This window comes from Parabacteroides sp. PF5-6 (assembly GCF_029504695.1).
Lineage (GTDB): Bacteria > Bacteroidota > Bacteroidia > Bacteroidales > Tannerellaceae > QVMG01.
Window position 1 is genome coordinate 29,853 of sequence record NZ_JAQFIN010000007.1, and the last position, 12,038, is coordinate 41,890.

General features: G+C 43.7%; 13 protein-coding genes. 12 read left to right on the forward strand and 1 reads right to left on the reverse strand.

The genetic code is table 11. The features are described 5' to 3' along the window. Positions 1-11 precede the first annotated feature (11 nt). The 4 genes from M2133_RS09835 to M2133_RS09850 all read left to right on the forward strand — a co-directional run bounded on the left by M2133_RS09835 (position 12) and on the right by M2133_RS09850 (position 2,408). Entirely contained in the window at positions 12-485 is a 474-nt protein-coding gene (locus tag M2133_RS09835) for a hypothetical protein (RefSeq protein WP_277465952.1), read from the forward strand. Positions 486-613: 128 nt separating this feature from the next. After that, positions 614-1,210 carry a thymidine kinase gene (locus M2133_RS09840; protein ID WP_277465953.1) on the forward strand — a complete coding sequence of 199 codons (597 nt, stop codon included), beginning with the start codon at positions 614-616 and terminating at the stop codon, positions 1,208-1,210. A 2-nt stretch (positions 1,211-1,212) separates the two neighbouring features. Then, entirely contained in the window at positions 1,213-1,953 is a 741-nt protein-coding gene (rlmB, locus tag M2133_RS09845) for a 23S rRNA (guanosine(2251)-2'-O)-methyltransferase RlmB (RefSeq protein ID WP_277465954.1), read from the forward strand. 77 nt (positions 1,954-2,030) lie between these two features. After that, positions 2,031-2,408: a RidA family protein gene (locus M2133_RS09850; protein WP_277465955.1), complete on the forward strand. Its 378-nt coding sequence runs from the start codon at positions 2,031-2,033 to the stop codon at positions 2,406-2,408. A gap of 116 nt (positions 2,409-2,524) precedes the next feature. Here the strand turns inward: M2133_RS09850 and M2133_RS09855 are convergent, their stop codons facing one another. Beyond that, positions 2,525-3,364 (reverse strand): S1-like domain-containing RNA-binding protein, encoded by an 840-nt coding sequence (locus M2133_RS09855; protein ID WP_277465956.1) that lies wholly within the window; start codon positions 3,362-3,364, stop codon positions 2,525-2,527. A gap of 255 nt (positions 3,365-3,619) precedes the next feature. Between M2133_RS09855 and M2133_RS09860 the strand changes: the two genes are divergently transcribed. The 8 genes from M2133_RS09860 to M2133_RS09895 all read left to right on the forward strand — a co-directional run bounded on the left by M2133_RS09860 (position 3,620) and on the right by M2133_RS09895 (position 11,962). Then, complete coding sequence (locus tag M2133_RS09860) at positions 3,620-4,426, forward strand: polysaccharide biosynthesis/export family protein (RefSeq protein WP_277465957.1); 807 nt, start codon at positions 3,620-3,622, stop codon at positions 4,424-4,426. A 5-nt stretch (positions 4,427-4,431) separates the two neighbouring features. Further along, the gene (locus M2133_RS09865; protein ID WP_277465958.1) at positions 4,432-6,048 is read left to right on the forward strand and encodes a Wzz/FepE/Etk N-terminal domain-containing protein; all 1,617 of its coding nucleotides are present in this window, start codon (positions 4,432-4,434) and stop codon (positions 6,046-6,048) included. A 116-nt stretch (positions 6,049-6,164) separates the two neighbouring features. Continuing rightward, positions 6,165-7,187 (forward strand): glycosyltransferase, encoded by a 1,023-nt coding sequence (locus tag M2133_RS09870; RefSeq protein ID WP_277465959.1) that lies wholly within the window; start codon positions 6,165-6,167, stop codon positions 7,185-7,187. 3 nt (positions 7,188-7,190) lie between these two features. After that, positions 7,191-8,654: a hypothetical protein gene (locus M2133_RS09875; protein WP_277465960.1), complete on the forward strand. Its 1,464-nt coding sequence runs from the start codon at positions 7,191-7,193 to the stop codon at positions 8,652-8,654. Continuing rightward, a complete protein-coding gene (locus M2133_RS09880; RefSeq protein ID WP_277465961.1) occupies positions 8,651-9,583 on the forward strand; it encodes a polysialyltransferase family glycosyltransferase in 933 nt (310 codons plus the stop codon). Before M2133_RS09875 ends, M2133_RS09880 begins: the two co-directional genes overlap by 4 nt. 53 nt (positions 9,584-9,636) lie before the next feature. After that, the gene (locus tag M2133_RS09885) at positions 9,637-10,404 is read left to right on the forward strand and encodes a glycosyl transferase family 2 (RefSeq protein ID WP_277465962.1); all 768 of its coding nucleotides are present in this window, start codon (positions 9,637-9,639) and stop codon (positions 10,402-10,404) included. Further along, the gene (locus M2133_RS09890) at positions 10,401-11,441 is read left to right on the forward strand and encodes an N-acetylneuraminate synthase family protein (RefSeq protein WP_277465963.1); all 1,041 of its coding nucleotides are present in this window, start codon (positions 10,401-10,403) and stop codon (positions 11,439-11,441) included. Before M2133_RS09885 ends, M2133_RS09890 begins: the two co-directional genes overlap by 4 nt. An 11-nt stretch (positions 11,442-11,452) precedes the next feature. Continuing rightward, a complete protein-coding gene (locus M2133_RS09895; RefSeq protein WP_277465964.1) occupies positions 11,453-11,962 on the forward strand; it encodes an HAD-IIIA family hydrolase in 510 nt (169 codons plus the stop codon). The last annotated feature ends 76 nt before the right edge of the window (positions 11,963-12,038 follow it).

The following is a 12,038-nucleotide window of genomic DNA, read 5'->3' on the forward strand; positions in this document are numbered from 1 at the left end:
AGTGCCGCTCCATGTCTGCTTCACTTCAGTTACACCCGAAGCAAGCCCGGGAATATGAAAAGATCGTTCATAAGTACGGTCAAAAGATAGAAAAGGAATCCCGTCGGGATTATAAACACTGGGACAAGGCCGCCCGGAAGATCTATGACCTGCGTATGGATCGGGATAAAAAGTTGCTTCGTCTACTTTCTCCCTACCAGTTCGATCGCTATGTACAGCTGACCAGAGAACGCCCCGGCCGGATCCATGAATATCGCGGTTGGTACGAACATCCTTCTTATGCATCCGTTCGGGTTTACCCGGATGTCCGGCGCTACGAGAACTCCTATTGGAGTCATCATTGGAAATCCGTTCCGGGTCCGAAATACAAATCCAATAAAGAGAAATACAAACCGAATAAAGAGAAAGATAGAGATAGAGATCGAGATAAAAACAACGGCAGATATGATAATCGGCCAAGAAACGAAAAGCCGGGTCGCCGGTAATATTCTCTTTTAAAATAGTAAAATGAAGACAGTCTCTTTTCGGGACTGTTTTTTTGTTTACATAAACCGGGCGAACGGGGAAAGGGTAAATAATTATTCCGTACTTTTGTGGGCACAAATAAAAGGATATGATATCAGGATCGGAAGAACATATATTTCAGTTTCCCCGGAAAGGACGGATCGAAGTAGTCTGCGGATCGATGTTTTCGGGTAAAACAGAAGAGCTGATCCGTCGGTTGAAGCGGGCGCAGTTTGCCCGCCAGCGCGTAGAGATCTTCAAACCTGCGATGGATTCGCGCTATTCGGAAGAAATGGTCGTTTCGCACGATAAGAATCAGATCCCTTCGACCCCGATCGATACCTCAGCCAGTATCCTGCTGTTTACTTCCGAAATCGATGTGGTGGGCATTGACGAGGCACAGTTCTTCGACGAAGGCCTGGTCGATGTTTGCAATCAATTGGCGGCCGATGGCATCCGGGTGATTGTGGCCGGTCTGGATATGGATTATAAAGGAGTCCCTTTTGGCCCTATCCCTCATTTGATGGCGATCGCCGATGAGGTCACCAAGGTGCATGCGATCTGTGTCGGTTGCGGACAGTTAGCTTATTTGTCGCACCGGACGGTAGCCGATGACAAACGGGTGCTTTTGGGCGAGCAAACCCTGTATGAGCCTTTGTGCCGTTCTTGTTATGCAAAAGCAGAGAATACTAATCAATACGAATAGAGATGAAAGAGAATGAAATGGTCTTTGGCATCCGTGCCGTGATCGAAGCGGTACAGGCGGGTAAAGAGATCGATAAGATATTGGTGAAAAGGGAACTCCAGGGCGACCTGGCCCGTGAGTTATTTGCCGTTTTGAAGGAGAACAACCTTCAATGCCAGCGTGTGCCACAGGAACGGTTGGACCGGATCACCCGCAAAAACCACCAGGGGGTGATCGCTTTCATCTCGGCTATTACCTATTACCGGCTGGAAGATATCATCCCGAATGTCTACGAACAAGGGAAAAATCCTTTCATCGTATTGCTCGACGGGGTGACGGATGTGCGTAACTTCGGCGCTATCGCCCGTACCTGCGAATGTGCCGGGGTGGACGCTGTTGTGATTCCGGCCAAAGGTAGTGTGACGGTGAATGCCGATGCCATCAAAACGTCTGCCGGCGCCTTGCATATCTTACCGGTTTGTAAGGAAAAGAGTATAAACCAGGCTATTCGTTTCCTGCAGGAAAGCGGGATAAAGGTTTTCGCGGCCACGGAGAAAGCTCAGTCGGTTTATACCCGTGTCGCTTATGATGGCCCGGTGGCGATCGTGGTCGGAGCGGAAGATACGGGCGTTTCGATGGATAACCTCCGAATTTGCGATGAAATGGTCAAAATTCCACAATATGGAACGATCGGTTCGTTGAATGTTTCGGTAGCTGCCTCGGTGATGATCTATGAGGTGGTGAGACAGAGAGGAGAGAATTGAAATTACGAATTACGAATTAAAAATTACGAATTGGAGCGAAGCGTAAAGCAATTGCAAACTATAAAACTTAAACAGTCATGAAGAAAGTAATCTCAACAACAAATGCCCCGGCGGCAATCGGGCCGTACAGTCAGGCTATTCAGGTAGGAAATATGTTATTCTCGTCCGGCCAACTGGGCATGGATCCGGCAACGGGTAACTTCGTGGAAGGCGGAGTGAAGGAGCAAGCCGTCCAGGTATTCAAAAATATCCATGCTATACTGGCAGAATCCGGCTTTGCCGTAGAAAACATAGTGAAAACAACCGTTTTTCTGGCTGATATGGCCGACTTCGCGGTGGTAAACGAAGTTTATGCCGCCCAATTCGAAGGCGATTTCCCGGCCCGTTCGGCTGTTGCGGTTAAGACTTTGCCCAAAAATGGCCTGGTCGAGATCGAGTTTATCGCCTGTAAATAAATGAGCAAAAAAAAGTACCGGTAGTTTGTTGATAAACTACTGGTATTTCGTTGACAAACTACCGATACTTTGTTCGCAAACTACCGGTAGTTTTTTTGTGAATAAGTTGGGCTGTCTTAATCGCCTGTAACCCAGCGTATCCCTTCGCGTTCGAGCGTGATCATTTGTTGCTTGTAGAGCAGGCCGATGGCTTGTTTGAAAGCTTTTTTGCTGCAATGGAACAGGGCGTAAATTTGCTCCGGGTCACTTTTGTCGTGTACCGCCAGGTAACCTCCGTTGGCCTTGAGCGTCTCAAGAATCATACCCGAGAGGCCATCTATCTTTTTATAACCTAAGGGGGTGAGGCTTACGTCGATCTTCTCGTCTTCACGCACTTCTTTGATATATCCTTTTAGCTGTTCGCCTTTTTTGAGCGGGCGGAATACTTCGCTATGGTAAATCAGTCCCCAATGCAGATTGTTTATAATGACGCGATAGCCCAAATCGGTCTCTTCGGTGATCAAGAGGTCTACTTCCTGGTTGAATGAGTAGTCGGGTGGGGTATTGTCGAGGAATTTATCCACTTTGGCCGACGCCATAATCCGTCCGGTGACGTTATCCAAGCGCACATACACCAGATACCAGCCGTCTTCATGCATCGTTGCTTTTTGTTCGCGGAAAGGGACAAGCAGATCTTTCATCAAGCCCCAGTCCAGAAAAGCACCGGTTTCATTCACGGAGCTGACCCGCATAAAACAAAATTCGCCGACCGTGGCTTTCGGGCGAAGGGTAGTGGCGATCAGGCGGCCTTCGTTGTCGTGATAGATAAAAACCTCGATTTCATCGCCGATTTTGACATTTTTAGGTACATAACGTGCCGGCAAAAGGATTTCCAGGTCATTGCCTCCGTCGAGATAAACACCGAAGTCGAGGTCTTTGACAATGGCAAGGGTGTTGTAGTTTCCGATTTGTATCATGGAGTGGGTGATTATATTGTGCAAAGTTAAGAAAAGATGAACGCCGAAGCAAGTTTCCTCCGGCTAATGCGAAGATGCGTTTGGTTTTAGGCGTTGATCGGTGAAAATAAAGAATAAATTCCCCATTCCATGCAGCAATATTTTAACAATCGCATCGTTATATCTGTAACTGTGCGGAAGGCTCGGGCAAACCGGACCTAAGTTTCAGTTTAAAAGCGTATATTTGCAACCTTATTTAAAGAAAATAAAAAACCTATGCGATTAAAATTTGCCGCTCTGTCCCTTGTCTTCCTTCTGGTAATGGGGGCATGCTCCGTTCCCAAAGATGTGACTTATTTCCAGGGTATTGACGAGTTGACGACCGAACAACTCCAGCAAATGGCTCAGACTTACCATACACCGATCTGCCCCGATGATCTGTTGACCATCACGGTAACGGCCTGGGATCCGAATGTGGTGACTCCTTTTAATCCGCCGACATATGCTTATGCCACCATACATGAAGGCGAGGCTATGGTGCAATCAGCTCCGGCATTGTATACCTATCTTGTTGACCAGGAAGGATATATTCAATTCCCGGTCTTGGGGAAAGTGCATGTGCAAGGCCTGACCAAACAGGAACTGGCAGATAGGTTGCGTGCCGATATTTCCAAATATATCGACGATCCGTTGGTCAAGGTTTCTTTAGTGAATTTCAAAATAACGGCATTGGGTGAAGTGAGTCGTCCGGGAACCCTTACCATCCGTCATGATCGTATTTCTATTTTGGACTTTTTAGGCTCTGTAGGCGATGTAACAATCAATGCCAACCGAAAAAACATATTGATACTTCGGGATAATAACGGGGTGGTGGAACGTGGACGTATTGACTTGACTGATCCCGCTATCTTCGCTTCTCCCTATTACTATCTTCAGCAAAACGATGTGGTTTACGTAGAACCCAATGAAGCCAAGAAAAAGAATTCCAGATATAGCCAGGCGCAACAGTATAATATAACGGTCGTATCCACCATCCTGAGTGCGATCTCTGTCTTAACAGTAGTGTTAACGAATGTATTCTAAATAATATGTCAGAAAAGGAGATTATAAATCAATCGGAGAATGAAACTTTAGGGCTAAAGAAGATTATAGTCAACTATATCCACCAATGGAAAGTTTTTGTTATAGTTGGCGTTTTGTCTTTGATTCCGGCCATACTTTATTTGTTTTTGGTTCCGAAAACATACGAGATATTCGCACGTATCCAGATACAGGAAGATTCGTCGGGAGGCGCTTTCGGTTTGGGTGAAGCAGCCGGTCTGATGAAATCGTTTGGGCTGGGCGGAGGTGGAGGAACCACGGTCAATATGGATGATGAAATGACTATTCTCGCTTCCAATAGCCTGCTTCGCCAAGTGATTCACCAGCTGGATCTGCAGGTCGCTTATATGAAACCCGGAGCTTTCCGATATAAGATGTACAAAGGAAGTCCGTTACTGCTCGATTTTGATGAAAAGACAAATGCAAACATCATGGATGCGCTTGTTTTTGAAGTATCGGTAGATAAATCCGAAAAAGTCAAGGTAAAGGTGAAATCCAATGATATCGGCAAATACAAATTAGAATACCCTTCTCTTCCCGCAGTTATCGAACTGCCGCTGGGAACGTTCACCCTTTCGAAGAATGCGTTGGGCGATCCGGAGATCAAAGCACCTTTCAAAATGAAAATCAATGTCAATCCGGCATCCTGGGTTGCGGAAGATCTGGCGGAAGAACTGGGAGTGGAAGATGTGAGTAATACATCGAATATTCTGGAACTGACCATACAGGATTATGAAAAAAAGCGGGGGGTCGATTTCCTGAACACCCTGGTTGCCGAGTTTAACCGGCAATATGAAAATACACAGAAGCAAAACGTTGATAAGTCAATGACTTTTATCGATGGACGTATTCAGAATGTGATTGCTGAATTGGATGAAGCCGAAGGACGTATTCAGCAGTTTAAGGCAAAAAACGGAATGACCGAACTGGAATACGATATCGAATTCTATGTGGGTCAGATGAGTGAACTGCAAACGAAGATAATCGAATTGGAAGCTGAAAAATATGTCGTCACCATGCTGGATGATTACGTGAAAGATCCGGCTAATAAATACAATGTGATTCCGATGTTATTGTCGGCTGCCGAAGGAGAAAAAGGAGGACCGATTGCCACCTATAATATTGCGGTGATCGAACGAAATACCATCCTGAAGAGTTCCAAAACTGAAAGTCCGCTGATCAAACAGAAAGACGAGCAACTGGACAATTTGCGGGAAGGCGTCTTTCAAACGATCCGTAATGCACATAAAGCCCTGGAAGTGACTCTGGCCGACCTGAAAGGAAAAGAAAACCAGTTGTTAGCTAAGATGGGAGAAGTGCCGTCGATGGAACGGGAACTTGTCGATTACCGTCGCCAGCAGGAAATCTATCAGGGAGTCTATCTGATCCTTCTGCAAAAACGGGAAGACGCGGCTTTACGTATCGGTGAGATGAAGGAGCATGCGCGTATTGTGGATGATCCTTTCGTGAAACAAAAGAAGGTTGCCCCTCGTAAGTTGTATGCACTTATCTTTGTGATACTCCTAACAATGGTCATCCCCGTTGCCTGGATTGAGGGTCGTAAGATATTCAAAGAGCTGAAAAAAGAATTTCAAGACAGTTAATTAAGAATATTCTTTGTTTCAGGGAGGGAGTAAACATGAAAATCCTGATTTTAAATTCTATTTTATATACAGCGGAAAAGAATATATTGCCTAAAGTAGAGAGCATTAAAGATTGTATGATCTATACTTTTGCTTTAGGCTTTAAGGAGTTGGGACACGAGGTGACATTGGTTGCCGCCGAAGAGTATAAACCGACCCGATCCGAAGTGTATGATTTTGAAATAGTCTTTCTGAAATCAAACCTGAAATCTCTGTTTAAGGTTAGTTATTTCCCTTTGCATTTATCGCTGTTTTCTTTCCTGAGAAAAAGAAAGAATGAATATGACCTCGTGATTTCCAGTGAGGCTTTTTCTACCCATTCGTTTATGGCTGCCTTGGTTGTGCCGTCTAAACTCTTGGTTTGGCAGGAGCTTTTTGTGCATAATCGCCTGTTCTACAGGTTGCCCTCGTTGTTCTGGTACAATTGTGTCGTACGGTTGCTCTATCGGAACATACGGATTGTTCCCCGTTCGAAAAAAGCTTACGACTTTATCTCCCAATATGCAAAGCGAGTCAGTAAAACATGCGTAGAACATGGAATGAAGTTGATCGACCTTCCTGATACGATCACCAAAGAAAACCAGTTTGTCGTTGTTTCTCAATTGATCGAAAGGAAAAGAGTCGATCTTATTCTGCGCAAGTTCGCACGTTTTCTCTCGGTGTATCCGCAATACTCTTCTTATCTGTTGTATATCCTTGGGCGTGGCGAAATGGAAGATCAGTTAAAACGCCTGGTCGAGGAGTTGGGAATAGGAGCGAATGTCGTGTTCGAAGGTTTTGTGCGGCATGATAAACTCTTTTCTATTGTTTCCCAATCTAAAGCTCTTTTGGTTAATACGCAAAAAGATTTGAATGTGGTTTCTATCCCCGAAGCAATAAGCGCAGGAACACCGGTGATCTCGAACTCGCAACCCGGAAGCGCGTATTATACCCAGGAAGAGAACCTTGGGATTATAGACGATAATTGGGGTGAACACGACTTGCGTACGATCATCGAAAAGAATAGTTATTATACCACGAACTGTCTGAATTACCGGGGAAAATTGTCGAATATATCTGTTGCCGAAACAATTATTGATATCTTTTACAGTAAACCTTAAAATATGCTTCCCATAGTTAAGACCGTAATAAAGAATAAAATAGTAGGATACGTCTCGACAAGGTATCTGACTATGGGCATCCAGTTTGTGAATTCGTTTATTATAGCCGCCCTATTGGGACCGATTTACTTAGGTATTTGGGGATTCATCAATCTGGTACTGCAATATGCCGCCCAATTCAATTTGGGTGTTCCTCACTCCTTGAATGTTATGTTGGCAATAAACCGTGATGACGATAAGAAGACGCAAGACCTGATGTCTGCGGCCATTTTCTTTTATTTGGTTCTCAGTGTTGTATTTCTCGCTCTCTTATCCTTTTACTCTTTTCTCGGATTGAATTGGGGAGCGAAGTTTCAGTTTTCTGATTATATCATTCCGGTTTTCCTGATTGCCGTTCTTACCCATTTCAATAATCTGTTTACCAACTATTTCCGGATCCGGAATAAATTGAAAGAAATCATGTTCTTTCAGTCGATAGTGCCGGTGATGACTCTGGTTATCCTTTTTATTGTCAGAGACAAAGAACTGTTGATAAATGTATTACTGGCCGTAATGTTAATCGGGCAATTCTTTTCGTTGGCTATTTATCTGTTTAAGTTGGATGTGAAGATCTCTTTTCGACAGTCATCGATTGCCGTTGTCATGCCGCAACTCTTACATAGAGGCTTTTATTTGTTTATCTATAACGCTTGTTTTTATCTGATTCTCATATCGACCCGTACGGTTGTGAGTGCCTATTATGATGTGATAGAGTTTGGTTATTTTACATTTTCCTTCACGCTGGCTAATGCGATCATGCTATTGTTCGATTCTTTTTCATTTCTTATTTATCCGAAGATTATCAATCGATTAAATAAAAGAGATCAAAAGCAGACAGCCACTATTCTGTCCTATGTCCGGAACGGCTATATTGTAGCTATCCACTTGATCATGTACTCCTTTATCTTGCTTTTCCCTTTATTGATTATGTTGTTCCCGAAATACCAGGAACAGTTTAAGTGTTTTGCTTTGATTGTGATGTCGTTGGTGTTTTACTCCAATTGTTTTATCTATTCGTCCGTGATGACTGCCAATTCGAAGGAAAAGCAATTGGGAGGGATAGCTTTGGCTGTTCTGATCCTGAACATTATATTGGCTCTGGTGATTGCCCTTGTTCTTAAATGGAGCTACGAGTATGTCATTCTTGCTACATTAGTCGCTTATTTTGTCTATAATATCATACTTACGCTGTTTTCAAATGGATTGATGACTATCCGGAATAGTTTCAAAACGGTATTTGCCGATAATTTCCCTTTAAGTTTGTTTGTTCCTTACTCCCTCTGCCTCCTGTTTGTGGTGACCGACCAGTCGCATTATACCTATTGGGGCGTTCTTCTGTTGTTTATCGTGTTGAATTTTAAGAAAATAAAGAACTTGGCGGGTATTGTACAACGTATTTTGAAGGACCCTAAAATAATAAATATATGAAGAGAGAGCTCTATATCTGTACAAAGCCGTTACAGTATTTTAATTTGAAGAATACGGTAGGTGAAGGACGCGACTCTTTTCGTATCCTTCTGGTAAAAGATAATTTTATAGATTCTTATTCTTTTGCCCAAAAGATAAAAAAGGAGGAAGCTCTTTGGGATGAGGTCGTTTATGCGGATAATACGTCTGATTATTATCGGGAGATCATAAAAGCAAAGGCTTCGACCTTATATATCGATAATGATTCTTCCGCTTTCCTTGCATTATATTCGATTCTGCTGCGCAAAACAGTATATGTCTATGAAGAAGGATATGGTATTTATCGAAAAGCCGTGATAAAGGAAAGTATAGATAAGAAGAAGTTCCGGTTGTATTGTTTGTTAGGGATAGGGGAGCGTATCGGAAACGCGGCTTATCTGAAGGGGGTCTTTGTTTATTTGCCTGAACTCTATAAACAGTTGTTTCCTGATTATAAAAAAGAAATAAAGCCTTTTCGTCAGACCTTTATGCAAGCGCTGCAAGACAATGTCTCTCTGCTCAAATCCTTATCTACGGGTATAGAGTGGCTGGAGGATGTGAAAGGGGAATCGATATTGCTTTATCTTACTACCCATCATATAAGTGACGAGATTTTGCATTTCCTCCATTCGGAGCAAACGAAATACGACCGGGTTTATATCAAGCCCCATCCGCATATAAAGAATATAGACAAACTGGACGCTTTTGCTGGTAACATCATCCGGTCGAATATTATGGTCGAAGTATTATTACTTTTATTGATGGAGAATAAAAACGAAGTGACCGTGATTCATGAGAACAGTACGGCTGTTCTCTGGTTTCAGGATAAAATGCGTATTTGTAATATGGGGAAACCTGTAGAAGAGTATAATATCGTCGCCAGCTATATACGGGAACATGTTCCTTCTTGATATTTTTGTATTATTCTTTAATATTGAATAACTTTACATGCTAAGTCATAGAAATGAAAACTTCTGAACAAATATACTTTCTCGTACAGGCTCGAATCGGTTCGACCCGATTGCCAGGCAAAATACTACTCCCTTTTTTTGATGAGAAATCCATATTGGAACTGCTTATAGATAAATTGGTAAAGATTGGCGGGAAAGACGCGGTTATTCTGACTACTTCCGTGTCGCCGGCAAATGATGTGATCGAATCCCTGGCCTTGCAAAAAGGTGTTCATTGCTTTAGAGGCGCAGAAAATGATGTTTTAGATCGTTTTATAAAAGCTGCGGAGGCATATCATGTCAAACGAATGATACGCGTCTGCTCGGATAATCCTTTTTTAGAATGCGAGTCTATCATCCGGCTTCTGGATGATGTCGCAGATGCTCCCTGTGATTATATTGCATTTGATATTTTTGGAACCCCATCAATTCAGACTCATTATGGTTTCTGGACGGAATATGTAACGCTGGAAGCCCTGAAGAAAGTAGCCTCATTGACCGAAGAGCCGTTGTATCATGAACATGTTACGAATTATATTTATACCCATCCGGAATCCTTTTCGATCCGTTGGCTGGCAGGGCCGGAAGAGTTAAAAGAACATACGGATATACGGTTGACAATCGATACGGAAGAAGATTTCAGAAGTGCGCAGAAGATTTATAAAGAACTATCGGAAGAGAAAGAATGTCCCACGATAAAGGATATCATCGCTTATTTGGATCGATATCCTGATTTTTATCTTTCAATGAAGAATCAAATCATAAAAAACAGTAAGAAATGAAGGAAACATATATCATCGGAGAGATCGGACAAAATCATAACGGTTCGGTCGATATTGCAAAGTTAATAGTCGATCTGGTGGCCCGTCCGGTTCGGGAAGAAGTTTTCGGCCTCGACCTCAAACCGATGAATGCGATTAAGCTGACCAAAAGAGACCTGAGTGAAGAGTTGACCACCTCGCAGATGAACCAGCTCTACGACAATCCCAATTCTTTCGGGCGCACGTATGGCGAGCATCGGGCTGCCTTGGAACTGTCGGAAGAAGAACATTTCGAAGTCTATAAACATACCAAATCTCTTGGTCTGGAGTTTGTCGAGACACTTTGTGCTATCGGTTGTTTGTCGATGTTGAAGCTTTTTACGCCCGACTACCTGAAGGTGGCCAGCCGCGACCTGACCAACATCCCGCTATTGGAGGTGATGGCGGAGACAAAGATCCCGATCATCCTCTCTACCGGTATGGCCGGGAAGAAAGAACTGGATGATGCGCTGGAGGTCATTACGCGTTATCATTCGAATATCTCGATCCTGCACTGCGTCTCTCAGTATCCTACGCATCCCGATAATCTGAATCTCCGCACTATCGGTTACCTGAAGAAACATTACGGCCAATATCGTATTGGCTTCTCCGACCATACCATCGGTATTTCCGCCCCGATCGTGGCCGTGGGCATGGGAGCGGAGATCATCGAAAAGCATATTACGATCGACCGCCACATGAAAGGAACCGACCAGATCGGTTCATTGGGCCCCGACGGCGTGAACCGGATGCTGCGCGATATCCGCGTGACCGAGCGCTGGCTGGGAACGGAAGACCTTTATGTAGACCAGAGTATCCAGTCGACCAAGATCAAACTGGAACGATCTATCGCTACCAAACGCCAGATGAATCCCGGTGAAATAATCAAATTGGAAGATCTCCACATGCTGAGCCCAGGCGATGGCTTTAAATGGAGTGAACGCGAACATATCATCGGTCGGAAGGTGAAAGAAGTGATAGAAGCCAATGAAATTATCTATTCCAAATCCATTGAATAAATCAAACGCGTATGAAGTTGCCCAAGCTGATATTGACCGACATTGATGGCGTATGGACCGATGGCGGTATGTATTATGACCAGACAGGAAACGAGTGGAAGAAATTTCATACCTATGACAGCGCCGGTGTGATCATCGCCCGTAAGCTGCAGATCCCTGTCGGTATTATTACCGGAGAAGATACGGAGATCGTCCGCCGCAGAGCCGAAAAATTGAGGATCGATTATCTCTTTCAAGGCGTAAAAGATAAATTGTCGGTCGCCCGTAAACTGATCGAAGAACTACAGCTCTCCTGGGACGACGTGGCCTATATCGGCGACGACCTTAATGATGTGGAGCTATTGCGTGAAGTCGGCTTTGCCGGAGTACCGTTTGGCGCCCCCGAATATATAAGATGTTTCAGCAAAATTCCTTTGGAGAAGAAAGGAGGAGAGGGCGTTTTTCGGGAATTTGTCGAGCAGATTGTAAAGACGTGTGATGTGAAACTTGACTTTGTTGATCTTTTTCTGGATAGACAATAGGTTTTATGTTGTATAACAGTGCTTTATCTCTGTTTTAATAAGAGGTATCTCTTGACTGTATTTATTGAAAATATTA

Coding starts and splice junctions, on each gene's coding strand:
- M2133_RS09835 (WP_277465952.1), top strand. CDS start 12: ATGTCTGCTTCACTTCAGTTACACCCGAAGCAAGCCCGGGAATATGAA.
- M2133_RS09840 (WP_277465953.1), top strand. CDS start 614: ATGATATCAGGATCGGAAGAACATATATTTCAGTTTCCCCGGAAAGGA.
- rlmB (WP_277465954.1), top strand. CDS start 1,213: ATGAAAGAGAATGAAATGGTCTTTGGCATCCGTGCCGTGATCGAAGCG.
- M2133_RS09850 (WP_277465955.1), top strand. CDS start 2,031: ATGAAGAAAGTAATCTCAACAACAAATGCCCCGGCGGCAATCGGGCCG.
- M2133_RS09855 (WP_277465956.1), bottom strand. CDS start 3,364: ATGATACAAATCGGAAACTACAACACCCTTGCCATTGTCAAAGACCTC.
- M2133_RS09860 (WP_277465957.1), top strand. CDS start 3,620: ATGCGATTAAAATTTGCCGCTCTGTCCCTTGTCTTCCTTCTGGTAATG.
- M2133_RS09865 (WP_277465958.1), top strand. CDS start 4,432: ATGTCAGAAAAGGAGATTATAAATCAATCGGAGAATGAAACTTTAGGG.
- M2133_RS09870 (WP_277465959.1), top strand. CDS start 6,165: ATGATCTATACTTTTGCTTTAGGCTTTAAGGAGTTGGGACACGAGGTG.
- M2133_RS09875 (WP_277465960.1), top strand. CDS start 7,191: ATGCTTCCCATAGTTAAGACCGTAATAAAGAATAAAATAGTAGGATAC.
- M2133_RS09880 (WP_277465961.1), top strand. CDS start 8,651: ATGAAGAGAGAGCTCTATATCTGTACAAAGCCGTTACAGTATTTTAAT.
- M2133_RS09885 (WP_277465962.1), top strand. CDS start 9,637: ATGAAAACTTCTGAACAAATATACTTTCTCGTACAGGCTCGAATCGGT.
- M2133_RS09890 (WP_277465963.1), top strand. CDS start 10,401: ATGAAGGAAACATATATCATCGGAGAGATCGGACAAAATCATAACGGT.
- M2133_RS09895 (WP_277465964.1), top strand. CDS start 11,453: ATGAAGTTGCCCAAGCTGATATTGACCGACATTGATGGCGTATGGACC.